This window comes from Stenotrophomonas sp. AC248 (assembly GCF_979258185.1).
The window spans coordinates 3,676,925-3,701,153 of sequence record NZ_OZ409840.1; the positions used below are offsets into that span (position 1 = coordinate 3,676,925).

Sequence of the window (24,229 nt, forward strand, 5' to 3'; positions counted from 1 at the left end):
CGATCCCACCAGTGGCGGGGGCGAGGTCGTCTCATGTCAGATGGATGGCCGTCGCCACATTGGCGGCCGCGCGATCGCCGTGGTTGGCGATCTGGCCACGTGCCTGCTGCATCCCGGGCGTCATGCGTTTGTGGAGGGCAGCGAACGGGTGCGGGTGGAAGGCCAGGCGGTGGTCGTGGATGGCCACCGCCTGGCCTGTGGCTGCCACGGCATCGCCGGGCATGCTACGCACGTTCGTATCCGGTAGGTGCCGACCGTTGGTCGGCACACGCGGGAACCCGGCACCACCGACCAACGGTCGGTGGCTACCGCGGGGGTGGCGTTTGGCGGTGCCCGCGTTGGTCAGAACTCCGCTGCCACCGTCATGAACACCTGGCGCGGCGCGCTGGCGTGGATCGCGTAGCGGGTGCCGGTGGGGTCGGTCGGGGCGAACGAGCTGAGCTGGCCGGCGTAGCGCTTGTTGGTGAGGTTGGTTGCGTTGAGCGACACCTTGACGTCGCGCAGGCCCAGGCCGGGGCCGAACGAATAGCCCACGCCCGCATCGAAGGTGGTCACGCCTGCCACCGACTGGTCGTTGGTGTAGGTGTAATAGCGTTTGCCGGTGTACTTGGCGCGCAGGCTGGCGAAGTAGCCATCGCGGTTCCAGCTGATTTCACTGGATGCCATGCGCTGCGGGGTGTCCACGGTGATCTTGCCGGCCACCGGCACGATCGCCCCGCCGGAGGTGTAGTTGTCCTCGTAGGTGGTCTTGTTCCACGACAGCGCGTTGTACCACTGCAGGCCATCCACCGGCTTCAGGATAAAGGTCAACTCGGCGCCGCGGCTCTTCACCGAGCCCACGTTGATGAAGCGCGTGATGCACTCCGGGCGCGTGCCCACCTCGATGCTGGTGCACGGGTTGAGCGAGAGCAGGCGGTTGTCGAACATGACGTGGTACGCCGCGATCGAGGCCTGGTACTTTTCGCCGAAGGTGCGGAAGCCCGCTTCCAGCGTCTTGGACTTCTCCGGCTCCAGCCCGGCGCTGGCCGCGAACGATTCCGGCGACACCTGCAGCGGGCCGCCGCTGCCACCGCCGACGAACGCGGCGATGTTCTCCGAGTACGAGGCGAACAGCTCCTGGTTGGGGCTCAGCTTGAAGCCGATGCCGGCCTGCGGCAGCACCGATTCCTTGGCGGTCAGCGTGCCCGACGCGTAGCTGGCCTCGGTGCCCGGCTTCGCGTTGGCGGTCATGCGGGTGTTGGGGCTCTTGATGCCCACATCGACGGTCAGGCGGTCATCCAGGAAACGCATGCGGTCCTGCACGTAGAACTGGCGCGTGCGGATGTCGAAGTCCTGGTCGAACAGGCGGCGGTTCGGGTAGTTCAGGTAGGCGTCGTCCAGGAACGGACCGGTGATGTAGTAGAAGTTGCGCTCCACGTTGTGGTCGTTGCGCTCGTACCACAGGCCCGCTTCCAGCTCGTGGATGCCCCACTGCCAGCTCAGCGCGGCGGTGATGCCCTGGCGGTTGATGGTGTAGTTGGTGCTGCGGATGGAGATCGGCAGCGCCTGCGCGGTGCCCGGGTAGGACGGCTGGCCCGGTGCCCACCAGTGGCCTTGGCCACGGTTTTCATGATGGTAGCCGAGCAGCTTCAGGCGCGCGGTGTCGCCCAGCGCGAGGTCGGCATCCAGCGCGTACAGGTTGTCGTCGCGCAGCGCACGGCTCTGGTAGTAGGCATCGTCAATGCTGTTGACGCCCCCGCTGAAAGCGCACTTCTGCGCGTTGTAGGTGCCCGGCGCGCAGTACGCGGCGGCCACGGCGCGGTCCCAGTCCGGCGCGTAGATGTTCCAGTCATAGCCCAGGCCACGCCGCAGCATGTCCTTGGACAGGTAGGCGTAGTTGGCCTGGCTCACCCGCGAGGTGGCGGCGAACGCACCAAAGCGGTGGTCGCCCACGTTCCACACGGCCTTGGCATTGAACTGGCGCGTGGTCTGGTTCTGGTTCGGCGCGGCCCACATGTCCGAATCCTGGTGCACGCCGGACACGTAGGCCGAGAAACCGTTGAGGTCGCCGGTGTCCACGCGCAGGTAGCCACGGCGCTGGTTGTCGTCGCCCACGGTCACGCTGGCACGGCCGCCGAATTCGGTGGACGGGTCCTGAGAGAAGTACTGGATGGTGCCACCCAGGTTGCTGGTGGACGCCACGCCCAGCGAGCCGATGCCCTGGGACAGTTCCGCCCCGGCCAGGTTCTCGGCGATCAGGGCACGCGCGATGCTCAGGCCGTTGTAGTTGCCGTAGCTGTTGTCGCCCAGCGGAATGCCGTCCAGCGTGTAGCCCAGGCGGCTCTTGTCGAAGCCGCGCAGGGTGATGCTCTGCGATTCCTCGTTGGCGCCGAAGGCATCGTTGGACTGCACCGACACGCCCGGCAGGCGGTCGAGGATCTTCTGGCCGCTGGTGCCCGGCGGCAGCACCTGCTTGTCCACCGTGCCAATGCGCTGCACCTGGCGGGTTTCGCCCTGGCCGATCACCGACACGGTGTCCAGGGTCTGCGCGCTGAGCGCAACGGTGGCATCGGGGCCTGCGTTGGCGGCTACGTCGGCAGCGTGGGCATTGGCGGCGCACAGCGCAATCGCCACGGCGATCGTCAGGGGTCGGGTAAGCATGGTAGTCCGTTGCATGGGGGGTGATGACCTGCGCACTGCAGGTGCGTGACCATCATGCGAGCGCAACATGAAAGGATTCTTACGCCACGGGGTGCGGCGTATGAAATGCGACCCGACGCGCGAAACCGTGCGTGCATGCTCCCCGTATGCACCGCACGTACAATGCCTGCCTTACCGCAACGGCAGGGACAGCAGACAATGAACGAACAAGAGTACGAGGCCACCAAGTGGGCCCTGCTGCACGCCCATCTGGTGCAGGCCACGCCGGAACAGCGGCACCTCTATGTGGCGCGCTCCAACTACGGTGACAACCAGCGCGCCCTGGCATGGCTGGCCGACCAGCCCGACCTGGACCGCGCCACGGCGCTGATGCTGTTCTGGAGCGTGGGTGCTGGCGCGCATGCGCAGTACGAAACGCTGGACGACGTGCCCGACTACGATCGCGACACCCACCAGTTCATCGGCTTGGTGCAGCAACGCTTCCTGGACGGTTTCTATGCCGACCACGGTATCGGCTTCGATCCAACCCGGTGGGACGGCGCCGGTCCGAACGAGCATTCGGCCGCCGAACTGCAGCGCGTGCCGGCGCAGATGCTGCAGGCCGTGGACGGCGAGCATCAGATCGATCCGTTCGATGAAGCCTACGACGAGGACTACGACGACGGCCTGCCGATGGCGCTGGTCGAGCAGCTGTACGAGCTGGCTGACGTGCATATCGCCTGGGAAGAAGCGAACCCGCGGTAGGTCACCACCGTTGGTGGTGACGCGTCAGGTACGTCACCACCAACGGTGGTGACCTACTCGGCGGCCAGCTGGTCCATGCGGATGCGGTTGGCGAACAGCGAAAACGCCAGCATGCCGGCCAGGCCATTGGCGCGGCTGACCCAGTGCGGCAACCAGCGCGGCGGGCGCAGGATGCCCTCTTCAAACAGCGGCGCGAAGGCGATGGCATCGTGCAGCGACATCTTGCCGGCAAACAGCCAGCGGCAGACCTGCAGGCGGTCTTCGGCCAGCATGTGGCGGAAGAAGGTGTGCACCGACACCAACCCGCGCAGGTACACGGTGTCCTTGGTGAAGGCCGCGCCGCCGGTCGGCGGCACGCCGCGGAACACGCGCTGGGCCGAGGCGAAACTCTCTTCGTTGTTCTGCCCGGCCTCGCAGAAGTAGCGGAACACCTGGATGAAATCGGCGCCTTCGCGCGCCATCGCGATGGCTTCGGTGCGCAGGCTGATGCGCTTGAGCCGTTCGATGTCGATGCTGCCGGTGATCTGTTCGGCGAACGTGGCCAGCCCTTCCTGGGTGGCGGTGACCCGCGGCGAGGACAACGCCAGGCTGGGCAGGTGCGGCTGCTCGCGTCCGTTGAGGGCGGTCAACGAATGCACCAGCGCTTCGTGGTGGAACAGCTGCGCGCGGTCGTAGGCGCTGAAGCGTGCACTGGTGCGCAGGCGGATGCGGGTGGGACCGGCGGCGGCTTTGGAAATCAGCTCCGGGTCGAGCTGCACGCTGATGATGCGCGATTCGAAGAAAGCGTCCAGGTCGCTTTGCAGCTGCAGCTGCAGCGCGGTGGCCGAGACCGGCACCTGTTCTTCGGGGGCAAGCAGTTCGTGGTCCAGTTCCTGCGCGATCTGGATGAAGTGGCGTGCTGCCTCGCGGGTACTGGGGCCGTTGCCGGGCAGCGGGTGCTCGGGCGCGCCGAACAGCTCCACCGAATAGTGGTCCACCGCGGCGGTGCCCAGCGATTCCAGAAGGCCGGCGGCCAGGTCCCAGCTGTGCGCCGAGCGCTGCACATACAGGCCGATGGGATGGGTGGGATCGCATTGGGCGCTGATCGCGGCCAGGGCACGGCGCGTATCGCTGAAGTCCAGCCGGGGATAGGACACCTGGGGCAGCACCGGATTGCCGCGCGCGACGCTGGCCAGGAACGGTGCCTGCAGCGCGGCCGGCCAACTGGTCAGGCCAAGCAGCTTGATGCCGCCCACCGCCTCCACCAGCTGCGCATCGAGCGCGGTGTGGTGGGCCACCTCACGATCCACGGTCATCGGTGTGTCCATGGGCGGACAATAGCAGCCACCCATGGGGTGGCTCTACCCGCGGCCCCACCACGGCCGCCGCACACCGCCCGATCGTGGTCGACCCACCGGTGGCGGCACGTGGGTTATCGCCGGCCGCCCTTTCCGCCCGGTCGCCACTGCGCGCCCTTGCCCACGTGCTTGCGCTCGATGGCCTGCTGCGCCTGGCGCACCGCCAGCTTGGCCGCCGCGGCCGCCACTTCTTCCTTCAGCTTGAAGTAGTTCAACAGGCGTTCTTCATCCAGCGAGCCATCTTCGATGGCCGCACGGATCGCGCAGCCCGGCTCACGCTGGTGCGCGCAATCGCGGAAACGGCATTGCGCCGACAGGGCTTCCACGTCGGAGAAACCGCCTTCGCTCAAGGCCTCTTCACCGGTCGGCTTGAGCTCGCGCATGCCGGGTGTATCGATCAGGCAGGCACCGGCCGGCAGCGGGATCAAGGCGCGGTGGGTGGTGGTGTGGCGGCCGCGCGAGTCGTTCACACGCACGTCGGCGGTTTTCATGCGCTCCTCGCCGAGCAGGGTGTTGGTCAGCGTGGACTTGCCCGCCCCCGACGACCCCACCAGCACCACGGTGCGCCCCGCGCCCAGCCACGGCAGCAGCGCCGACGCGCTGGCCGGGTCGCGGCCGTTGATGGCCAGCAGCGGAATGTCCTGCGCGGCCAGCTCTTCCAGCACGTCCAGGGCATCCTGGCTGTACTCGGTCTGGTCGGCCTTGGTCAGCACCACCACCGGCTGCGCGCCGCCACCGCCCACCAGCAGCAGGTAGCGCTCGATCCGGCGCGGGTTGAAGTCCGCATCCAGGCCGCACACGATGAACACGGTATCGATGTTGGCCGCGATCACCTGCTGGTGGTAATGCTCGCCGGCCGCCCCGCGCTTGATCGCGGTGCGCCGCGGCAGCAGCGCGATGATCTTGATGCCGTCCAGCAGCACCCAGTCGCCCACTGCCGCGCGTTCATGGCTGGGAAACCGCGGCCGCTGCCACTCCGGCGGGGATTCGGTCTTGATCGCCGCGTCCGGCATGTCGGCCACGATGTAGCCGGTGCGGTGCTGCTCGATCACCCGGCCCGGACGGGCCTGCGGGTGTGCATCGAACAAGGCCTGCCAGCTGGGCAGCTCGGGGGCGCCTGCCCAGGGCCAGCCTATGGTCTGCAGGGCGCGGAAATCGATCGGTTCGCTCATCGCCCCATTCTACCCTCCCCCGCCGCTCCGGCCGGGCCCGGCAACCGCCCGCCAACAATGGGGTTTTGGCCCCGGCGGGGCTTGCCCCGCAACGCACCAATTCCGCTACCATGCAGATTCCATGCCCTCCAACGGCCCAGTCATGTCCACGCCCCCGATCAAGCCGCTTGCCACCCGCGAGCGCCTGTCCGAAGTCCGCTACGAAATCCGGGGCGAACTGGCGCGGCGAGCGCGTGAGCTGGAGGCCCAGGGGCGCAAGCTGATCAAGCTGAACATCGGCAACCCGGGCAACTTCGGCTTCCGCGCACCGGAACACCTGCAGCGCGCGATCGCCGACGACATGGGCCGCACCGACCCGTATACCCACCAGCAGGGCCTGCCGGAGGCCCGCGAGGCCATCGCCGCCGCCTACGCCCGCCGTGGCGCGCCCGATGCGCATCCGGACCGGGTGTTCGTCGGCAATGGTGTCAGCGAGCTGATCGACCTGTCGCTGCGCGCCCTGCTCAACCCCGGCGATGAAGTGCTGGTGCCCTCGCCCGACTACCCGCTGTGGTCGGCGGCCACCATCCTCAACGACGGCCGCCCGGTGTACTACCGCTGCGCCCCGGAGAACGGCTTCCAGCCGGACCCGGTGGAAATCGAGACGCTGGTGTCCTCGCGCACCCGCGCCATCGTGCTGATCAACCCGAACAACCCCAGCGGCGCCAGCTACTCGCGCGACCTGCTGGAGCGCATCGTCGCCATCGCCGCCAAGCACAACCTGCTGCTGATGGTCGATGAGATCTACGACCAGATCCTGTACGACGACGCGCAGTTCCACCCGGTGGCCCCGCTGGCCGGCGAGCATCCGTGCATCACCTTCAGCGGGCTGAGCAAGGTCCACCGCGCCTGTGGCTGGCGGGTGGGCTGGGCGATGCTGTCCGGTGCAGCCGAACGGCTGGGCGAGTTCCGCGCGGCGATGGACCTGCTGAGCGCGCTGCGCCTGTGCGCCAACGTGCCCGGCCAGTACGCCATCGATGCGGCCGTCAACGGCCCGGACACCGTCTCGGCGCTGTGCGCGCCCGGTGGCCGCCTGTATGAAACCCGCCGTGCGGTGATCGAGGCCTGCAACGCCAGCGAGCACCTGTCGCTGGTGGCACCGGCCGGCGCGCTGTACGCCTTCCCGGCGGTGGTCGGGCCGGCGGCCCGCAGCTTCGACGACCACGATTTCGCGCTGGAACTGATGAACGAGGAAGGCGTGCTGGTGGTCCCGGGCTCGAGCTTCAATGTGCCCTACCGCCACCACTTCCGGGTCACCCTGCTGCCCGAAGCAGAGGTGATGCGCGATGTCTTCGCCCGCATCGACCGCGCGTTGGCCCGGCGTGCCGAAGCGAATACCAAAGTAGTGCCGCTGAAGCCGCGCAGCGCGGTGGCCTGAGTGGCCCTGTCCTACCTGGCCCTGGGCGACTCCTACACCATCGGCGAAGGGGTTGAACCGGCCGCGCGTTGGCCACTGCAGCTGGTGGCCGGCCTGCGCGACATCGGCGTGGCGGTGGACGACCCGCAGATCATCGCCACCACCGGCTGGACCACCGACGAGCTGGAGGCCGGCATCGATGCCGCCGCGCCGCAGGGGCCGTTCGGCCTGGTCAGCCTGCTGATCGGGGTGAACGACCAGTACCGCGGCCGCAGCGTGGACGACTACCGCCCGCGCTTCACCGCGCTGCTGCAGCGCGCACTCGGCTTTGCCGGTGACCGTGCGCAGCGCGTGCTGGTGCTGTCCATTCCCGATTGGGGCGTAACCCCGTATGCGCGCGACAACAACCGCGACCGTGTGCAGGTCGGGCAGGAACTGGACGCCTACAACGCGGCCGCCGCCGCGATCTGCGCCGAACACGGCGTGTCGTTCATCGACATCACCGACCTCAGCCGGGTACCCGGCGGCGAAGCGGTGATGCTGGTCGACGATGGCCTGCATCCCTCTGCGGCGATGTACGCGCTGTGGACCGAACGCGCGTTCCAGGTGGCGCGCGTGCAGCTGGCCGACGAGGTGCCGCGCTGAGCACGGACGCCCTGCCACTGGCCAAGGAACAGGCCCGCCGCATCGCTGACGCGTTCATGCCGGCCCAGCGCTTCGGCAACCGACGCGATTACTACTACAGCCGCGGCAAGCTCGGCAGCGATCCGTTGTACCCGGGCGTACTGGCCGCGCTGGCGCCCGCGCACGGCGCCCTGCTCGACATCGGCTGCGGCCTGGGCCTGCTGGCGCACGTGCTGCGCCAGGCCGGGCACCGGCAGCCGTACCTGGGCGTGGACATCGATGCGGACAAGATTGCCCGTGCGCAACGCGCCGGGACGCGCGCAGCACTGGCCGATGCGCGCTTCGACTGCCTGGATGCCAGTGCCACCCTGCCCGCCCACCACGGCAGCGTGGCGCTGCTGGATGTGCTGCAGTACCTGCCCGCGCACGCCCAGACCGGGCTGCTGCAGGCGGCGGCCGCCCGCGTGGCACCGGGCGGGCGGCTGGTGATCCGCACCACCCTGGCCGACAACAGCGGCCGCGACCGCACCACCCGCATCACCGACATGCTGGCGCACCTGGTGGGGTGGATGGGCACGCGCCCGCGCCACTATCCGGACGCCGCCAGCGTGCGCGCGCCCTTGGAAGCGGCGGGCCTGCACCTGCAGATGCGCCCGCTGTATGGCAACACCCCGTTCAACAACTGGCTGGTCAGTGCCGAGCGGCCCGCGCTTGCCTGAGGGTCGCGCGCGGCGCGGCGCACGCGCATACTCGCGCCCCGATACCGGCATGGAGCCCGCATGACCCCGCCGTCGCCCCGACATTCCGCCCTGGGCATCGCCGCGCTGGTGATCAGCCTGTGCGGGCTGGTGATGTTTGCGATCAGCGCGCACTACGCGCATACCCCGGCCCATGCGCAGATGCAGACGCTGCCGGTGGTGCTGCTGGTGGTGGTGTGTATCAGCATCGGCCTGGCCGTGCTGGCCACGGTGATGGGCATCGGCAGCCTGCTGCAGCACCGCCGCCGGCGGGTCACCGGGGTGCTGGCGCTGGGGCTGGCGCTCACCCTGCTGCTGGCCCAGGTGTCGCTGGTCAGCTGGATGCGCCAGCAATGGCAGCATGCGCACCCGGTGGCGGGCAGCATGCAGCCGTAACGCGGCGGCCCGTGCCGCCTACGCCGCGTGGGGTAGGACCGCGCTCAGGCCACGATCCTGCAGGGCCTGCAGCACCGCTTCGATGATCGCCAGGTTGTGTCCGTGGGCGGCCCCCTCATGCAGCAGGACGATGGCGCCCGGCCCCAGGTCGGCCACGATGCGCTCCACCACGGCCGCCGGCTGGCAATCGACCCCGTCAAACCCGCGCGCGCTCCAGCCCACGCGGGTGAGCTGCCACTGCGCCAATGCCGGGGCCACGAACGGGTTGGTCATGCCCACCACCGAGCGGTACCAGCGCGGCGGCTGCCCGGCGAGGGCGGTCAGCGCCTGCTGGCACTGCGCGATCTCGTCGGCCATCGCCGCCCGCCCGAGCCGCCAGAAGCGGGTCTGCGGGTGGCGGTGGCTGTGGTTGCCCAGGGTGTGGCCGCGGGCCAGCATCTGCCGCACCAGTTCGGGCTGGGCCAGGGCCCGTTCGCCGACCAGGAAGAAGGTGGCCTTGGCCTGGTAGCGGTCCAGCAGGTCCAGCACCGCCGGGGTTTCGGGCGAGGGGCCGTCGTCGATGGTCAGCCACACCCGGGGCGCGCTGCCCGGCAGGCGGCTGAGCACAGGGGCATAGAAGCGGCTGTTGGGCAGGAACACGGGCACCATGAACAGCGCGTGCGAGGCCACCATCAGCGCCAGCCCGACGGGCCAGCCCAGGCCCACCCACGCCAGCACCACCAGCAGCTGTGAGACCAGCAGCCAGGGCAGCCAGCGCCAGGGGCGCAGGGGAATGCGATGCAATGTTTCCGGTACGGTCATGCCCCATGATGCCATGCGGCGTAGAATGACCGGTTCCAAACGCCGGACCCGACCGTCATGTCCCTTGATCCCGCCCTGCGCTCGCGCATCGAATCCATCCTCACCGCCAACCGCGTCGTGCTGTTCATGAAGGGTCAGCCGAGCATGCCGCAGTGCGGTTTTTCGGCCAAGGCCGTGGGCGCGCTGCAGGACCTGGGCGTGGAGTTCGCCCACGTCAACGTGCTGGCCGACGCGGAGATCCGCGAAGGCATCAAGGCCTACGGCGACTGGCCGACCATCCCGCAGCTGTACATCGACAGCGAGCTGGTGGGCGGCAGCGACATCATCCTGCAGATGGCCGGCAGCGGTGAGCTGAGCAGCGTGCTGGGTCTGGCCGCACCGGACCGCACGGCGCCCTCGATCACGGTGACGCCGGCAGCGGTTGAGATGCTGCGCGGCGCGCTGGCCGATGCACCGGGTGCGTCGCTGCAGCTGGGCATCGATGCAAACTTCCAGCCAAACTTCCAGCTGGCCCCGCACGACGACAACGCGATCGCGGCCGAGTCCAACGGGCTGCGCGTGCAGTTCGATCTGGCCAGCGCGCGTCGCGCCGAGGGCATCACCATCGATTGGGTGGACGATATCCGCGGCAAGGGTCTGGCGATCGACAACCCGAACGCACCGCGTGCGGTGAAGGATCTGGCGGTGCGCGATGCCGACGACCAGCTGCGTGCCGGCCGCCTGATGGTGGTGGACGTGCGCCCGGCCGACGAGCGCGCGATCGCATCGATCAACGCGTCGTTCGAGACGTTCGACGGTGACAACCGCGCCCGTCTGGAAGCCCTGCCGAAGGACACCGCGCTGGGCTTCCTGTGCCACCACGGCGGCCGCAGCGCACAGGCCGCCGAGCAGTTCCGCGCCTTGGGTTTCACCAACGTGCACAACATCACCGGCGGCATCGACGCCTGGTCGAACGACGTGGACAACAGCGTGCCGAAGTACTGATCGACCTCAGTTCAGCGCTCAAAGAAAAACGCCGGCAATGCCGGCGTTTTTCGTTTTGATTCTTCAAGCTAAGGCGGCTTGGCTGTGACGCCTCGGGCTGGGCGGGGGTGTGGGGGTTCGCGGGACACGCCGCAAGTACGTCCGTGTAGGCTCGTGAGCGCCATCCATGGCGCCCAACGGTCCCGCGAACCCCCACACCCCCCCCCCTGACAGTTGGCCGGTAGCCATGGCGAAAACACACAGCACAAGCAGCACCCGCTGGTTCAAGGTGTCAGAAGCGTTAGAGGTGTTAGAGGTGTTCGAGCTTTACCGCTCTTTCGTTGGGCACCCGCACACTGTCAATGGGTGGGTACGGGTGGGTTGGCGGGACCGTTGGGCGCCATGGATGGCGCCCACGAGCCTCCAGGGATGGATTTACGGCGTGTCCCGCCAACCCACCCGTACCCGCCAAGCCAGCGCACGCGCGCACCCGCCGCTGTTGCAGTTGCTGTTGAAGTGGAAGTTGCTGTTGCTCCCGCTTTTTAAAAGCCTCAACCCGCAAACCCACCCTCGGCCAGGTAATCCAGCTCCTCCGGCGTCGGCATCCGGCCCAACACCGCGTTGCGGTGCGGGAAACGGCCGAAGCGACGGATGATGTCGCGGTGCAGCTCGGCAAACTGCAGGTACTCCTTGTCGCCCAGCACATCGAACATCGCCACCGACCGCTCCTGGTCCTGCGGATCTTCCGAATGCTCGAACGGCAGATAGATGAAGGCACGCAGCTTGGGCACCAGCTGCAGATCCAACCCCTCCTCCACCGCGCGCATCGCGTAGTGCCGGGCCAGACCGTCGGTCGCGTAGGAATGGGCCGTGTCGCGGAAACAGTTACGCGGGAACTGGTCGAGCAGAATCATCAGCGCCAGCGCACCGTCCGCGCTGCCCAGCCAATGTTCGCGCCCACGCCGCGCCGCCGCGAAGTGTTCCTCCAGGAACGCCTCGCGGAACCGCGCATCGAACGCGTCATCGCGCGTGAACCATTGTTGTGGGCCGGCATCGCGCCAGAACTCCACCACTTGTACCGCCACGTCCATTCACTACCCCTGAGGGCGGAACGTCGCCAGGACGCCCGCCGGTTCCATTGCCATCACTCGTCAAAACGCAGGTGGCGGACCGACTTGCCGTTGCGCCGTATAAGCTTAAGCGCCTCGATACCGATCTGGATATGGTTTTCGACGAACTGCGAGCTGACCTTGGCGTCGGACGCCTCGGTTTTCACCCCGTCCGGGATCATCGGCTGGTCGGACACCAGCAGCAGCGCCCCGATCGGGATGTGGTTGGCAAAGCCCGCCGCGAACAGCGTGGCCGTCTCCATGTCGATGGCCATGCAGCGCATCAGCCGCAGCTTCTCCTTGAACGCCTCATCGTGCTCCCAGACCCGGCGGTTGGTCGTATAGACCGTGCCCGTCCAGTAATCATGGCCCAGATCGCGGATGGTGGTGGACACCGCCCGCTGCAGCGCAAACGCCGGCAGCGCCGGCACTTCCGGCGGCAGATAGTCGCCCGAGGTGCCCTCGCCACGGATCGCCGCGATCGGCAGGATCATGTCGCCCAGCTGGTTCTTGCGCTTCAGACCGCCACATTTGCCCAGGAACAGCACCGCCTTGGGCATCACCGCCGACAGCAGGTCCATCACGATGGCCGCGTTGGGGCTGCCCATCCCGAAGTTGATCAGCGTGATGTCATCGCTGGTGACGCTGGCCATCGGCCGGTCCATGCCCTGCACCGGCGCGCCGGTGAGGTGGGAAAAAGTGTGCAGGTAGCCTGCGAAGTTGGTCAGCAGGATGTGCTGGCCGAACTGGTCCAGCGGCACGCCGGTGTAGCGCGGCAGCCAGTTTTCGACGATTTCCTGTTTGTTCTTCATAGTGCGCGTGCGGTCCGGCAAGTGGTTCCAGTGTGCCTATTCTGCGGGTGCGCACCCAACAAGCAAGAAAAAGGCGGCCAATGGCCGCCTTTTTCCGTGCTGCCGTTACCGCTGGATCAGAACTGCACGGACCAGCGCGCGGTGGCACCGTGGTCACGCGACTCGCTGCCGAACTGGCCGTTGTAGCCCAGTTCCAGCTGGTTGCGCGGGCTCAACCAGGCCGACAGGCCCAGCTCGGCCACCACCGCATGGTCGGCGATGGCCGCGCCACTGACGGTGTAGCCGCTGCCACCGGCCAGGGCCAGGTTGGCCACCTGGTTGCGGTCGCCCGAGGCACGGCGGTAACCCACCCCGCCACGCACGTGCAGCCAGCTTTCCTGCTGCCACGCGGTCTTCAGGCCGCGGTCGAAGCGCACACCGGCGGTGCCGATGGTGGTGCGGGTATCGGCCACGTTGCCGTGCAGCGCAGCCGCGCCACCCTGCTCGTTGACGCCGTCCACGTCCACTTCCACGCGCGCCAACTGCAGGTACGGCTCCAGGCCCGCTTCGGCGCCGCCGATGCGGTAGGCACCTTCCACGAACAGCTGGCGGGTCTTGGCGTCGTAACGCGCGGTCAGTGCGTCCTGGAACCCGGCAAAGGCCAGTTCGCGGCGGCTGTCCACTTCGTGACGGGTGTAGCCCAGACCGGCGCGCAGGCCGAACCCACCCCACTGGTTGCCCACGTAGGCACCCAGGTGGGTGTTGTCGATTTCCGCACGGGCGCGACGGCCCTGGGCCTGCTTGCTGTCGGTACGCCCGGTACCGATCAGGCCGCCCACCTGCCAGCCCCCCGCGAAGCGGTGGTCGGCACCAACCAGCAGCCCGCTGGTGTTGCTTTGCGTGCGCGCCGCATTGGCATCGCCGTCGAGCTTGCCGCTGCCGCCGATGGCCTGCACCCAGGCGCCGGTGGCGGCCGCATCGCCCGCACCCGGCGCACGCGCGCCGACACTGCGACTGAGCGCGGCATCGCGCAGGTAACGGCTGCTTTCCACCAACGCCATCGGCGTGGCGGCATGCAGTTCACCGCTCAAGGCATCCAGTGCCGCGCCCACCTGGGCCGGGAACAACTGGGTCAGCGGCTTGGGCAGGCCCTGGTTGATACCCAGGCTGTCGGCGCTGGTGGCCACGCCGCGCTGGTTGGCGGTTACCGCCGCGCTGGCCAGTGCGTTGCCGCGGGCCACGTTGATCTGCACGCCGTTGGCGCCGTAGCCCAGGTTGAACTTCAGGAACGGCGAGAACGAGGAGAAGTCCAGCGTCGCAAAGCGACCGTTGACGCCGCCGTCGGCCTGCAGGAAGTTGAACTGCTCGCCCAGGTAATAGGTGCCCACTTCCGGCAGCGCCTTCAGGGTGCCGTCCAGGGTGGCGGTGCCGGTCACGTGCAGCATGTCGCTGCGGCTGCCCGGGGCCAGTTCGGCCAGGTAGATGCCGCTGGCGGTCTGCACGTAGTCGCCGTCGATGGTCAGCGTGCCGATCGAGTTGCCCGGCGCGATGATGCCTTCCACGCGGGTGTCGCCGAGACGGCCGATACCCTTCAACGCGCCCTTGCTCCCCACCACGGTGGAGCCGCCCTGCTGCAGACCGTTGAACGACACGGTACCGCCGTTGACGAACAGGTCCACATTCTCCAGCAGTGCGTCGGCGTTGACCCGGGTGGTGCCCGACGAGCGCAGCGTACCGGCCTCAAGGCTGCCGTTGAGCACGAAGGTGCCGGCCGTGCCGACCTCCGTCACCGCGCCTGACTGCACGCCGTCCAGGGTCACCGTACCGCCGCTGACGTTCAGTGCCGAGCCGTCGAGCACGCCCTTGGCGCTGATGACGCTGGTGCCGCCGAGGTTGTTCAAGGTGGTGGCCACCAGGCTGCCGTTGAGCACGAACCGGCCCGCCTGCACATCCACCGACGCGGTGAGCGCATTGGTGCCGTCCAGCTCGAGTACGCCCTCGCGCACGACGGCGCCGTTGAAGGTGTTGTCACCGCTCAGGCGCAGCCAGCCGATACCGGACTTGGTCAGCTTGCCCGGGCCGCCGATGTCGTTGGTCCAGTCGTCCCATGCATCGCCTTCCCACACCTTCAGGCCACCGGCTCGCTGGTTCATCACCACGTCGGTGTCCACGCGCAGCAGGCCGTAGCCTTCGATAGCCTTGCGCAGGTCCATCAGGCCCCAGCCGTAGACATCGTCGACGCCGGCTGCACCGAGGTCACGGGCGGTGGTGAGCAGCACGTCGCGTACCTGCGCGTTGTCCAGGTACGGGTAACGCTCGAACAACAGACCCAGCGCACCGGTCACATGCGGCGTCGCCATCGACGTGCCGCTCAGCAGCCCATAGGAGTAGGTCGGCAGGCGCTCCAGGACGTCCAGAATCAGGTTGCCGTTGTCGTCGGCGTACAGATCCGAGTTGACCTGCGAATCACCGCCATACACCGTGGAGTTGATATCCGTACCGGGCGCGGCCAGGCACCAGTTGGCCGCAAAACCGCAGCGCATCGACTGGTTGCTCAGCACCAGGTCCTGGTCGACGTTGACCACGGCAAGCCAGTACTTCTCGATATCGGGCATCGCACGCGGCAGCGAGGCGTACATGCCGGCGATCGGGCTTTCTTCCGGGCTCGGGTTGACGCCGCTGTTGCCGGCGGCCCACACCTGGATCATGCCCTTGGCACGCGAACCGTCAGCGATGGCCTGCAACCGCTCTTCGAACACCGGGTGGGACAGGTAGAAGTCCAGATCCTCCTCCGAGTTCGGCTCGCTTGCCAGGCCCCAGCTGTGGTTCACCGCACGCACGCCCTGCTCGTTGAGCTGGTTGTACAACTGCGGGAAGATCGAATTGGACGCCCCGATGGACGCTACGTTCTGCACGTCGAGGTAGCCATCGGGCGTGGCGGTGTAATAGGAGACGCTGTTGGAGAACAGGCGCGCCACGCTCAGGTCGGCACCGAAGGCAACGCCATGGGTGCCGCTGCCATCGCGGTTGGCCGCGATCGTGCCGCTGACGTGCGTACCGTGGATGCCGTAGCTGCCCCCTTCGAAGTACCCCCAGCTGTTGAGCAGGTCGACGATGCGCTGGTCGAAGGAGGGATCGAAGATGTTGAACTCGATGGCAACCTGGTCGCCATCCGTGGCGAAGCACGCGTCCGGACCGTCCACTGCGGCGGTGTTGGTGCACAGGGTGCCATCCGGCATCACGTCGGCCAGGTGGATGCTGCGATGGTCCTTGCCGGCAAACTCATCGTGATCCAGCCCGGTGCCGCTGTCGAACACGCCCAGGCGGATGCCCTTGCCGGTCAGTCCGCGCGCATAGGCGTACTCGGCATTGACGGCCTGCAGGCCCCAATCGGCCTTGAATTCGTCGGTGCGCCAGCTGGCTGCATCGCCGGCAACGCCCATGGTCGGCTGGGTGGGACCCGGTGCGGTCGGAACGATCGCCGCGCTCGTGCGCGGGGCCACGTCCACCACGTTCGGGGTCAGCTGGTAGGCGGCACGCTGCACGAGGCGCTGCTGCTGGTAACTGGTCAGGGTGTCGTCGGCGGCGCTGGCCACGCTGGGCAGCACCAGTGCGCTGAGCAGGATGCCGCCAATGGTGGTCGCCAACAGGCTGGGCGACGGGCGACGGGAGACTGCGGAAGAACGCTGGTTCATCTGTTTACCTTCCTTGAGTGATGCGCTTTCAGAGCAAATACGTGATCAATTTCACGGAACTGAGCGGGGTGAGCCCCACCCCGAGCGTACCTCATATTCACCATTTGTTCACAACCGTTTAATGATTACGAAACATTTCGCGATAGCCAACACCCCTGCAGTTCGTCACTTGGCAAACGCCCCCCTGCCCGGCTAGCGTCGGCGGCTGCGTCCATGTAACCCCGGGGAATCCATGCACAAGTTGTTGAGCGTCGGCGTCGGCCTGGCGTTGTTTTCGATCGGCCTCGCGCCTGCGCCCGCCGCCTCGCGCTTCGTGCAGGACCCCTACCCCACCACCTATGCGCCGATCGCCTCGGCACCGGTGCTGATCCACAACGCCACCGTGCTGACTGGCACCGGCACGCGCCTGGACAACGCCGACGTGCTGCTGCAGGACGGCCGCATCCGCGCGGTGGGCAGCGCGCTGGAGGCACCGGCCAACGCGGTCCGGATCGATGCGGCCGGGAAGTGGGTCACCCCCGGCATCATCGACGTGCATTCGCACCTGGGCGTCTACCCCAGTCCTGGGGTAAGCGCGCACAGCGACGGCAACGAGATGACCGCGCCGGTCACCGCCAACGTGTGGGCCGAGCATTCGGTGTGGCCGCAGGACCCGGGCTTTGCCGCCGCGCTGGCCGGGGGCGTGACCGCGATGCAGGTGCTGCCCGGGTCGGCCAACCTGGTGGGCGGGCGCGGGGTGACGCTGAAGAATGTGCCGGCCACCACCTACCAGGCCATGAAATTCCCGGGCGCGCCGTGGGGCCTGAAAATGGCCTGCGGTGAGAACCCCAAGCGCGTGTACGGCGGCGGCAAGGGCGTGGCCCCGGGCACGCGCATGGGCAACGTGGCCGGGTACCGCGCGGCCTTCATCGATGCCAGCGAGTACATCGCCAAGAACGCACCGAAGAAACAACAGAAGAAGCGCTGGTTCAGCGGCAGCGACAAGGGCGACAGCGCCGGCGATACCGGCGGCAAGCGTGACCTCAAGCTGGATACGCTGGCCGGTGCGATCCAGGGCGACATCCGCGTGCACATCCACTGCTACCGCGCCGATGAAATGGCCACCATGCTCGACCTGTCCAAGGAATTCGGCTTCAAGATCGCCGCCTTCCACCACGCGGTGGAGGCCTACAAGCTGTCCGACCGTCTCGCCGCCGAAGGCGTGTGCGGCGCGCTGTGGGCCGACTGGTGGGGCTTCAAGATGGAAGCGTTCGACGGCATCCAGGACAACATCGCGCTGGTCGACCGACCGGCCAACAGCTGCGCGATCGTGCACTCCGATTCCCCCGAGGGCATCCAGCGGCTCAACCAGGAAGCGGCCAAGGTGATCGCCAACGCGCGCCGGGCCGGGATCGAGATCGCCCCGGAGCGCGCGATGATTTGGCTGAGCTACAACGCGGCGCGCTCACTCGGCGTGGAGAAACAGACCGGCAGCCTGGAGGCGGGCAAGATGGGCGATGTGGTGGTGTGGAACGGCAGCCCCTTCAGCTCCTACGCGCAGGCCGAACAGGTGTTCATCGACGGCCACCAGGTGTACGACCGACGTGATGCGCGGCGGCAGCCGCTGTCGGACTTCATGCTGGGCCAGGAGGTGGGTCGATGAACCGGGTTCTGCTCCTTTCCGCGCGTTGCCGGGCGTGGCTCGGCACGACCGCGCTGCTGATGCTGGCCGCGTTGCCCGTGCACGCGCAGGACCTGCTGGTGCGCAACGCCACGGTGCATACCGCCAGCGCGCGCGGCAGCCTGGAACACGCCGACGTGCTGGTCCAGGGCGGCATCATCCGCGCGGTCGGTGCCGGCCTGGTCGCACCGGCCGGCGTCAGCGTGGTCGAGGCGGCGGGCAAGCCGCTGACCCCGGCGTTGTTCGGCGGCATCACCGACATCGGCATCGAAGAGGTGTCCGGCGAGTCGGCCACGGTGGACAGCACGCTGAAGCTGGACGACCAGCCGCTGCGGCCGGAGTTCGACGTCAGCCTGGCCTTCAACCCGGCCTCGGTGTTGATTCCAGTGGCACGGCTGGACGGCATCGGCTTCACCGCGCTGGGGGCCAACAGCGGCGGCGGCTTCATTGCCGGCCAGGGCGGGGTGATGCGGCTGGACGGCAGCGCCGACCCGATCGGGCCGCTGGCGCTGTATATCCGGCTGGGCGCGGCGGGGGCGGAACTAACCGGCAACTCGCGCGCGGCGCAGTGGATGCTGCTGGAACAGATGGTCAGCGAAGCGCGCGGGCGCGTGCCCGCCGATTCCCCGCATGCCCTGCTCACCCCCGCCGGGCGCGCCACGCTGGCACGTTACCTGGCCGGGCAAGGCCGGCTGGTGGTGCAGGTGGACCGCGCCGCTGACATCCGCCAGCTGCTGCGCTGGGCCGGCCGCGAGAACGTGAAGATCGCCATTGCTGGCGGTACCGAGGCCTGGCGCCTGGCCCCGCAGCTGGCGCAGGCCAACGTGCCGGTGTTCGTGGATGCACTGGGCAACCTGCCCAGCAGTTTCGACCAGCTCGGTGCCACGCTGGAAAACGCCGCGCGGCTGCGTGCCGCCGGGGTGCAGGTCAGCTTCGCCCAGCGCGACGATGCCTCGCACAACGCACGCAAGATGCGCCAGCTGGCCGGCAATGCCGTGGCCAACGGCCTGCCCTGGCAGGACGGTCTGGCCGGGCTGACCCGGGTGCCGGCGCAGGTGCTGGGCGTGGGCGATCGCATCGGCAGCATCGAGGTGGGCAAGCTGGCCGACCTGGTGCTGTGGGAAGGCGACCCCCTCGATGTGGGCCACTATGCCGAGCAGGTCTGGCTGGGCGGCCGCGCCATGCCGATGCGCTCGCGGCAGACCGAGCTGCGCGACCGCTACATGACGCCAGCGTCGGCCGAACCGCGCGCATACTCACGCTGAGCCCCATCCTGCGGCGGGCATGACGCCCGCCGCACCGTCCCCCCGGGAGTGCCCATGGCGCTGCGCTGGTATTTCGATTTCGTCTCGCCCTTCGCCTACCTGCACTGGCAGCAGCTCAAGACCCTGCCGCAGTTCGAGCGGATCACCCCGGTGCCGATCGCCTTCGGCGCGGTGCTGCACCACCTGGGCAACCTGGGCCCGGCCGAGATTCCGGCCAAACGCCGCTTCACCTACCGCCAGGTGCTGTGGCAGGCGCAGCAGCAGGGTGTGCCGCTGCGCTTCCCGCCCGGGCACCCGTTCAACCCGCTGGCCGCACTGCGGCTGTGCCTGGCCGCCGGTGCCACCCCGGCGTCGGTGGACATCCTGTTCAACTGGATCTGGCGCGACGGCCACACCGCCGACAGTGCCGCGTCCCTGGCCCTGCCGGGCGCCATGCTGGACGTGGCCCATGTGGCCGAGGCGATCAGCGCGCCCGACGTCAAGGAGCAGCTGCGGCGCAATACCGATGCGGCCATCGCCGCCGGGGTGTTCGGGGTCCCCACCCTGTCCATCGACGGCGAGCTGTACTGGGGCAACGACGCCCACGCGCTGATGCAGGCCGTGCTGGCCGATCCCGACACGGTCCAGGGCGGTGAGTGGGACCGGGTGGATACCCTGCCGGTGGCGGTCCAGCGCAGCCGTTGACCCGACGCCAGGTCCCCGGTCAGGCAGCGGCGGCGGTTTTGGGATAGCTTTCACAGTTCCGAACCTACAACCTGCCCGGAGGGGGGCTCAGGATGCGCATCGGAATCGTCGTCGACTCTGCCTGCGATCTGCCGCAGGACTTCATTGAACAACACAACATCGTGCTGCTGCCGATCACGGTGCGCATCGGCGAAGCCGTGCTTGCCGACCACCGCGACGAGCAGGCCACGCTCAGTTTCCTGCACGCCCACGTGGCCGAACACGGCGCCGAAGCGGAGACCATTCCGTTCAGCGTCACCCAGATCCGCGACCTGTTCCTGGGCAAGCTGGTGATCGATTACGACCATGTGTTCTGCATGACGATCACCAAGACCCGCAGCCCCATCCACGACAACGCGATGCAGGCGAGCTTCGCGATCCTCAACGACTACAAGCCGGTGCGCCAGGCGGCAGGCTTCAACTCGCCCTTCGCGCTGCGGGTGCTGGATACCCAGAACCTGTTCGCCGCCCAGGGCGTGACCGCGGTGGAAGCGGTGCGCCTGCGCGAGAGCGGGGCCAGCGTGCAGCAGATCCGCGAGCGGCTGGAAATGCTGGCGCAGAACGTGCACGGCTACATGGTCACGCGCGACCTGTATTACATGCGCGCCCGCGCACGCCACAAGGGGGACCGCAGCGTGGGCCTGCTCAGCGCGGCGCTGGGCAGCGCACTGGACATCAAGCCGGTGCTGCACGGGTACCGCGGTGAGACCGGCCCGGTGGCCAAGATCAAGGGCTTCGACAACGCGGTACAGAAGCTGTTCGACTTCGTCGGCCAGCGGGTCAAGGCCGGGCTGATGACCCCCACCGTGTGCGTCAGTTATGGCGGCGAGCTGGCCGACCTGCAGGCGCTGCCCGGCTATGCCAGCCTGCGCCAGACCTGCGAGGCGCACGGCGTGCAGATGTTCGAAGCGGTGATGAGCCTGACCGGCATGGTCAACGTGGGCAAGGGCGCACTCACGGTGGGGTTTGCCGACGGGCCGCATACCTTCAGCGCGTAGTGCCGGTCTTCAGCGGATATTGCCGGGCTCTGCCCGGCAACAACCGCCGCGATCTGCACGCCAAATCCACCGCGTTTCTGCCAGCCTTGCAGCCTTCAACGGAGATGACCATGTCGCAGTACCACATCAGCCTGCCGGACCCTTCCAAGGCCCGCGGCAACGATCCAGACCTGTCCTTCCACTCGCAGAGCGCGGCCGGCTTCGCCGAGGAACTGCAGGACGCCCTGCGCAGCACCGCCCTGTTCGAGAAGTGGCGCGCCAAGCAGCCCGACCCGGATGCGGTCGAGTCGCAGTGGGGTGCCACCGACCCCGATGCCACCGTGATCGGCGCGCAGGATGACCTGCGCATCAACCTGGTGGTGACCACCCGCATCGACAGCGATGTGTTCAAGCAGCGCCTGCGCATGCTGGCCGGGCACCACTGGGAACTGCGCGACGTGCGTTGAGGTTGGGTGCCGGCCAGCGGCCGGCACTACCGGGTGTTGTGACATTGCTGGGTGCCGGCCAGCGGCCGGCACTACCGTGTGTTGCGACATTGCGGGTTGCCGGCCAGCGGCCGGCACTACCGTGTGTTGCGACATTGCGGGTTGCCGGCCAGCGGCCGGCACTACCGGGTGTTGTGACATTGCGGGTTGCCGGCCAGCGGCCGGCACTACCGGGTGTTGTGACATTGCGGGTTGCCGGCCAGCGGCCGGCACTACCGGGTGTCGTGCCAGCCGCCGCCCAGCGCGCGGTACAGATCCACCCGGGCGATCGCCGCGGTGGCTTGGCTGTTGGCCAGCGCCGCCTGGTTGTCCAGCGCGATGCGCTGGGTGGTAAGCACGTCCAGCATGTCCACCACGCCCGCCTGGTACTGGCGCCGCGCCGCGTCCAGCGCGCGTTCGCTCTGGTCCACCGCCACCTGCAGCGCGGCACCGCGTTGCTGCTCGGCGGCGTAGCCGTCGATCGCATCATCCACTTCATGCCAGGCCTGCAGCACGGTGCGCTGGAACTGCAGCGCCGCCTGTTGCTGCTGCAGCCGGCTCACGGCGAGGTTGGCCTTGAGTCGGCCGCCCTGGAAGATCGGCAGGCTGATCGATGGCCCGATGCTGAAGCGATGCGCGTTCCAGCCGTCCAGATCGTCCAGCTGCTGCGCCTGGTAGCCGATGTCGCCGTTGAGGGTGATGCGCGGCAGGAAGCTGGCCTTGGCCACGCCGATGGAGGCGGTGGCCGCATGCAGGGCCGCTTCGGCGCGCCGGATGTCCGGGCGGCGCTCGGCCAGTTCGCTGGGTAGCCCGGTGGCCATCGCGGACAACACCGGCCAGTCGCGGCGGATGTCGGCCAAGCGGGCATCCAGCGCCTGCGGGGGTTGGGCCAGCAGCATCGCCAAGGCATTGCGCAACTGCGCATCGCGATGGCGCAGCGGTGCCAGGCGCGCCTCCAGCGCCGCTACCTGGGCGGCGGCACTGGCCACCTGCAGGGTGCTGGCCACGCCTTGGCGTTGGCGCACGCTGGTCAACCGCGCGATGTCGCGTGCAATGCGCAGGTTGTCCTCGGTGATGGCCAGCAGCTGGCGGGTCGCGCGCAGCTGCAGGTAGTCGCGCGCGGTTTCGGCCAGCACCGCGGTCTGCATCGCATGGGCGTCCTCAGCGGCGATCTCGATGCGCGCGTCGGCCGTCTCCACCTGGCGCCGCACGCGGCCCCACAGGTCCAGCTCCCAGCTCACACCGATACCGGCCTGGAACAGGCCGTAATCCTCACGCCCGCCATTGCCGGACGGATCGTTGAGACCCACTTCGCTGTTGCGTGCGCGCACGCCGCTGGCGGTGGCACCCACGCTGGGCACGCGGTCGGCCGCGACGATGCCGCGCGCGGCACGGCTCTGCTGCACACGGTTGGCCGCCAGCTGGATGTCCAGGTTGGCCTGCAGCGCCTGCGCGGCCAACGCGGCCAGGGTGGGATCCTCGAATGCGGCCCACCACTGTGCATCGCTGGCCAAGGCGTCAGCGCTGATCGCAGCGCCCTGCCACTGGGCGGGCAGCTGCGCGGTCGGGCGCACAAAGTCGGGGCCCAGGGTGCAGGCCGTCAACGCCGCACACAGCACGCCCAGCGGAAGCGCGCGCCAGGTTACTTTGCCGGTCATGCGCCCGCTCCTTCAAGGCCGCGATGCCCGCTGTCAAGGTCGACGCTGGCCTCCACCGACATGCCCGCACGCAGCTGGCCGAGCAACGGCTGGTCCTTGTCCAGCACGATCTTGACCGGCACCCGCTGCACCACCTTGGTGAAGTTGCCGGTGGCGTTTTCAGGGGCCACCGCCGCGAAGGTCACGCCCGTGGCCGGGGCGATGCTGTCGATGTGGCCATGCAGCGGCTGGCCGGGGAACATATCCACCTGCAGGTCCACCGCCTGCCCCGCGCGCATGCGGGTGAGCTGGGTTTCCTGGAAATTGGCCACCACGAACGCCTGCTGCAGCGGCACCACCGCCAGCACCGCCGTGCCCGGGGTGAGGTAGGCGCCCACGCGGATCGCGCGACGGCCGACCACACCGTCGATCGGCGCGCGCAGTTCGGTGTGCGACAGGTCCAGTTCGGCCCGCGCCTGCGCCGCTTCGGCGCGTTGCACCGCCGCCTGCGCAGCCTGCACGCCGGCGCTGAGAATGCCGGTGCGTTGGCGTGCGGTAAGCAGCGCCGCCCGGCCCTGGTGCAGGTGCGCGCTGGCCACGGCCTGGCGCGACTGGGCCTGCTGCGCGTTCTGCACGGTGCCGGCACCGTCGCGGGCCAGCGCGCCGTAGCGCTGCTGGTCGGCCTGGGCCAGGGTCAGTTCGGACTGGCTCACATCCAGCGTGGCGCGCGCCTGGTCGATCAGCGAATCCTGCTGGGCCAGCGCGGCCTGCGCATTGGCCAGCTGCGCACGCGCATTGGCCAGGTCGGCACGCGCGGCGGTCAGGGCCACCTGGTAGTCGCGGTCATCGATGCGGGCCAGCACGTCGCCGGCCTTCACTGGTTGGTTGTCGGCCACGCGCACCTCGCTGACGAAGCCGGCCACCTTGGGCGCCACCACAGTGAAGTCAACGGTGACGTAGGCATTATTGGTGCGCTGGTGGCGGCCGTCGCGCAGCAGCAGCCAGCCGCCGACGGCAAGCACCAGCACGCCTGCGGCGATGACGAAGGGAACGTGTTTTCGGGTGTCGCTCATGGGA

21 protein-coding genes are annotated in these 24,229 nt (G+C 68.5%); 12 read left to right on the top strand and 9 right to left on the bottom strand.

Annotated features, from left to right (window positions below; translation table 11 throughout):
- Positions 1 to 40: 40 nt before the first annotated feature.
- On the top strand, positions 41 to 247 hold the full coding sequence (locus ACZ0AE_RS16560; RefSeq protein ID WP_463602108.1) for a PAAR domain-containing protein: 207 nt from the start codon (positions 41 to 43) through the stop codon (positions 245 to 247).
- A 95-nt stretch (positions 248 to 342) separates the two neighbouring features.
- On the opposite strand, the gene ACZ0AE_RS16565 is transcribed toward ACZ0AE_RS16560, so the two are convergent.
- On the bottom strand, positions 343 to 2,640 hold the full coding sequence (locus ACZ0AE_RS16565) for a TonB-dependent receptor (RefSeq protein ID WP_448134382.1): 2,298 nt from the start codon (positions 2,638 to 2,640) through the stop codon (positions 343 to 345).
- A gap of 198 nt (positions 2,641 to 2,838) precedes the next feature.
- Between ACZ0AE_RS16565 and ACZ0AE_RS16570 the strand changes: the two genes are divergently transcribed.
- Positions 2,839 to 3,384, top strand: a complete 546-nt coding sequence (locus ACZ0AE_RS16570; RefSeq protein WP_463601649.1) for a DUF4274 domain-containing protein — start codon at positions 2,839 to 2,841, stop codon at positions 3,382 to 3,384.
- A gap of 53 nt (positions 3,385 to 3,437) precedes the next feature.
- On the opposite strand, the gene ACZ0AE_RS16575 is transcribed toward ACZ0AE_RS16570, so the two are convergent.
- Positions 3,438 to 4,679, bottom strand: a complete 1,242-nt coding sequence (locus ACZ0AE_RS16575) for a flavohemoglobin expression-modulating QEGLA motif protein (RefSeq protein ID WP_038686344.1) — start codon at positions 4,677 to 4,679, stop codon at positions 3,438 to 3,440.
- A 116-nt stretch (positions 4,680 to 4,795) separates the two neighbouring features.
- Positions 4,796 to 5,893 carry a ribosome small subunit-dependent GTPase A gene (gene rsgA / locus ACZ0AE_RS16580; protein ID WP_463601650.1) on the bottom strand — a complete coding sequence of 366 codons (1,098 nt, stop codon included), beginning with the start codon at positions 5,891 to 5,893 and terminating at the stop codon, positions 4,796 to 4,798.
- Between the two features lie 142 nt (positions 5,894 to 6,035).
- Here rsgA and ACZ0AE_RS16585 point away from each other — a divergent pair, with 142 nt between their 5' ends.
- From ACZ0AE_RS16585 to ACZ0AE_RS16600, 4 genes are read left to right on the top strand one after another with little or no spacing between them, the layout of a single operon-like run.
- A complete protein-coding gene (locus ACZ0AE_RS16585; protein ID WP_038686340.1) occupies positions 6,036 to 7,310 on the top strand; it encodes a pyridoxal phosphate-dependent aminotransferase in 1,275 nt (424 codons plus the stop codon).
- Entirely contained in the window at positions 7,311 to 7,934 is a 624-nt protein-coding gene (locus ACZ0AE_RS16590; RefSeq protein WP_447595617.1) for an SGNH/GDSL hydrolase family protein, read from the top strand.
- Between the two features lie 56 nt (positions 7,935 to 7,990).
- Positions 7,991 to 8,632 (top strand): class I SAM-dependent methyltransferase, encoded by a 642-nt coding sequence (locus tag ACZ0AE_RS16595; RefSeq protein ID WP_081797132.1) that lies wholly within the window; start codon positions 7,991 to 7,993, stop codon positions 8,630 to 8,632.
- Positions 8,633 to 8,692: 60 nt separating this feature from the next.
- Positions 8,693 to 9,046, top strand: a complete 354-nt coding sequence (locus ACZ0AE_RS16600) for a hypothetical protein (RefSeq protein WP_463601651.1) — start codon at positions 8,693 to 8,695, stop codon at positions 9,044 to 9,046.
- An 18-nt stretch (positions 9,047 to 9,064) separates the two neighbouring features.
- Here ACZ0AE_RS16600 and ACZ0AE_RS16605 read toward each other — a convergent pair whose 3' ends face one another.
- Entirely contained in the window at positions 9,065 to 9,847 is a 783-nt protein-coding gene (locus tag ACZ0AE_RS16605) for a polysaccharide deacetylase family protein (RefSeq protein ID WP_463601652.1), read from the bottom strand.
- 57 nt (positions 9,848 to 9,904) lie between these two features.
- Here ACZ0AE_RS16605 and grxD point away from each other — a divergent pair, with 57 nt between their 5' ends.
- On the top strand, positions 9,905 to 10,831 hold the full coding sequence (gene grxD / locus ACZ0AE_RS16610) for a Grx4 family monothiol glutaredoxin (protein WP_447595623.1): 927 nt from the start codon (positions 9,905 to 9,907) through the stop codon (positions 10,829 to 10,831).
- A 530-nt stretch (positions 10,832 to 11,361) separates the two neighbouring features.
- On the opposite strand, the gene ACZ0AE_RS16615 is transcribed toward grxD, so the two are convergent.
- The 3 genes from ACZ0AE_RS16615 to ACZ0AE_RS16625 all read right to left on the bottom strand — a co-directional run bounded on the left by ACZ0AE_RS16615 (position 11,362) and on the right by ACZ0AE_RS16625 (position 16,405).
- Entirely contained in the window at positions 11,362 to 11,901 is a 540-nt protein-coding gene (locus tag ACZ0AE_RS16615; protein WP_038686332.1) for a DUF924 family protein, read from the bottom strand.
- 53 nt (positions 11,902 to 11,954) lie between these two features.
- Positions 11,955 to 12,731 (bottom strand): AMP nucleosidase, encoded by a 777-nt coding sequence (locus ACZ0AE_RS16620; RefSeq protein ID WP_038686330.1) that lies wholly within the window; start codon positions 12,729 to 12,731, stop codon positions 11,955 to 11,957.
- 116 nt (positions 12,732 to 12,847) lie between these two features.
- Positions 12,848 to 16,405, bottom strand: coding sequence for an autotransporter domain-containing protein (locus ACZ0AE_RS16625; protein ID WP_038686328.1), 3,558 nt, complete (start codon positions 16,403 to 16,405; stop codon positions 12,848 to 12,850).
- Between the two features lie 232 nt (positions 16,406 to 16,637).
- Between ACZ0AE_RS16625 and ACZ0AE_RS16630 the strand changes: the two genes are divergently transcribed.
- The 5 genes from ACZ0AE_RS16630 (at position 16,638) to ACZ0AE_RS16650 (ending at position 21,497) form a co-directional block, all read left to right on the top strand.
- The gene (locus ACZ0AE_RS16630; RefSeq protein ID WP_463601653.1) at positions 16,638 to 18,047 is read left to right on the top strand and encodes an amidohydrolase; all 1,410 of its coding nucleotides are present in this window, start codon (positions 16,638 to 16,640) and stop codon (positions 18,045 to 18,047) included.
- Positions 18,044 to 19,330: an amidohydrolase family protein gene (locus ACZ0AE_RS16635; RefSeq protein ID WP_463601654.1), complete on the top strand. Its 1,287-nt coding sequence runs from the start codon at positions 18,044 to 18,046 to the stop codon at positions 19,328 to 19,330. The genes ACZ0AE_RS16630 and ACZ0AE_RS16635 overlap by 4 nt, the downstream gene beginning before the upstream one ends.
- A gap of 54 nt (positions 19,331 to 19,384) precedes the next feature.
- Positions 19,385 to 20,014 carry a DsbA family protein gene (locus ACZ0AE_RS16640; protein WP_463601655.1) on the top strand — a complete coding sequence of 210 codons (630 nt, stop codon included), beginning with the start codon at positions 19,385 to 19,387 and terminating at the stop codon, positions 20,012 to 20,014.
- A 92-nt stretch (positions 20,015 to 20,106) separates the two neighbouring features.
- Positions 20,107 to 21,051, top strand: a complete 945-nt coding sequence (locus ACZ0AE_RS16645; protein ID WP_038686319.1) for a DegV family protein — start codon at positions 20,107 to 20,109, stop codon at positions 21,049 to 21,051.
- Between the two features lie 104 nt (positions 21,052 to 21,155).
- Positions 21,156 to 21,497 carry a hypothetical protein gene (locus tag ACZ0AE_RS16650; protein ID WP_463601656.1) on the top strand — a complete coding sequence of 114 codons (342 nt, stop codon included), beginning with the start codon at positions 21,156 to 21,158 and terminating at the stop codon, positions 21,495 to 21,497.
- Between the two features lie 251 nt (positions 21,498 to 21,748).
- Here the strand turns inward: ACZ0AE_RS16650 and ACZ0AE_RS16655 are convergent, their stop codons facing one another.
- On the bottom strand, positions 21,749 to 23,173 hold the full coding sequence (locus tag ACZ0AE_RS16655; protein WP_463601657.1) for an efflux transporter outer membrane subunit: 1,425 nt from the start codon (positions 23,171 to 23,173) through the stop codon (positions 21,749 to 21,751).
- Complete coding sequence (locus ACZ0AE_RS16660; RefSeq protein WP_463601658.1) at positions 23,170 to 24,225, bottom strand: HlyD family secretion protein; 1,056 nt, start codon at positions 24,223 to 24,225, stop codon at positions 23,170 to 23,172. The genes ACZ0AE_RS16655 and ACZ0AE_RS16660 overlap by 4 nt, the downstream gene beginning before the upstream one ends.
- Positions 24,226 to 24,229: the final 4 nt, after the last annotated feature.

What these genes read in the sequence shown, in the direction of transcription:
- ACZ0AE_RS16655 (WP_463601657.1), bottom strand. Translation starts at nt 23,173, where the DNA reads ATGACCGGCAAAGTAACCTGGCGCGCGCTTCCGCTGGGCGTGCTGTGT.
- ACZ0AE_RS16615 (WP_038686332.1), bottom strand. Translation starts at nt 11,901, where the DNA reads ATGGACGTGGCGGTACAAGTGGTGGAGTTCTGGCGCGATGCCGGCCCA.
- grxD (WP_447595623.1), top strand. Translation starts at nt 9,905, where the DNA reads ATGTCCCTTGATCCCGCCCTGCGCTCGCGCATCGAATCCATCCTCACC.
- ACZ0AE_RS16635 (WP_463601654.1), top strand. Translation starts at nt 18,044, where the DNA reads ATGAACCGGGTTCTGCTCCTTTCCGCGCGTTGCCGGGCGTGGCTCGGC.
- ACZ0AE_RS16585 (WP_038686340.1), top strand. Translation starts at nt 6,036, where the DNA reads ATGTCCACGCCCCCGATCAAGCCGCTTGCCACCCGCGAGCGCCTGTCC.
- ACZ0AE_RS16650 (WP_463601656.1), top strand. Translation starts at nt 21,156, where the DNA reads ATGACCATGTCGCAGTACCACATCAGCCTGCCGGACCCTTCCAAGGCC.
- ACZ0AE_RS16575 (WP_038686344.1), bottom strand. Translation starts at nt 4,679, where the DNA reads ATGACCGTGGATCGTGAGGTGGCCCACCACACCGCGCTCGATGCGCAG.
- ACZ0AE_RS16640 (WP_463601655.1), top strand. Translation starts at nt 19,385, where the DNA reads ATGGCGCTGCGCTGGTATTTCGATTTCGTCTCGCCCTTCGCCTACCTG.
- ACZ0AE_RS16605 (WP_463601652.1), bottom strand. Translation starts at nt 9,847, where the DNA reads ATGACCGTACCGGAAACATTGCATCGCATTCCCCTGCGCCCCTGGCGC.
- ACZ0AE_RS16560 (WP_463602108.1), top strand. Translation starts at nt 41, where the DNA reads ATGGATGGCCGTCGCCACATTGGCGGCCGCGCGATCGCCGTGGTTGGC.
- ACZ0AE_RS16620 (WP_038686330.1), bottom strand. Translation starts at nt 12,731, where the DNA reads ATGAAGAACAAACAGGAAATCGTCGAAAACTGGCTGCCGCGCTACACC.
- ACZ0AE_RS16630 (WP_463601653.1), top strand. Translation starts at nt 16,638, where the DNA reads ATGCACAAGTTGTTGAGCGTCGGCGTCGGCCTGGCGTTGTTTTCGATC.
- ACZ0AE_RS16645 (WP_038686319.1), top strand. Translation starts at nt 20,107, where the DNA reads ATGCGCATCGGAATCGTCGTCGACTCTGCCTGCGATCTGCCGCAGGAC.
- rsgA (WP_463601650.1), bottom strand. Translation starts at nt 5,893, where the DNA reads ATGAGCGAACCGATCGATTTCCGCGCCCTGCAGACCATAGGCTGGCCC.
- ACZ0AE_RS16565 (WP_448134382.1), bottom strand. Translation starts at nt 2,640, where the DNA reads ATGCTTACCCGACCCCTGACGATCGCCGTGGCGATTGCGCTGTGCGCC.
- ACZ0AE_RS16660 (WP_463601658.1), bottom strand. Translation starts at nt 24,225, where the DNA reads ATGAGCGACACCCGAAAACACGTTCCCTTCGTCATCGCCGCAGGCGTG.
- ACZ0AE_RS16595 (WP_081797132.1), top strand. Translation starts at nt 7,991, where the DNA reads ATGCCGGCCCAGCGCTTCGGCAACCGACGCGATTACTACTACAGCCGC.
- ACZ0AE_RS16570 (WP_463601649.1), top strand. Translation starts at nt 2,839, where the DNA reads ATGAACGAACAAGAGTACGAGGCCACCAAGTGGGCCCTGCTGCACGCC.
- ACZ0AE_RS16600 (WP_463601651.1), top strand. Translation starts at nt 8,693, where the DNA reads ATGACCCCGCCGTCGCCCCGACATTCCGCCCTGGGCATCGCCGCGCTG.
- ACZ0AE_RS16625 (WP_038686328.1), bottom strand. Translation starts at nt 16,405, where the DNA reads ATGAACCAGCGTTCTTCCGCAGTCTCCCGTCGCCCGTCGCCCAGCCTG.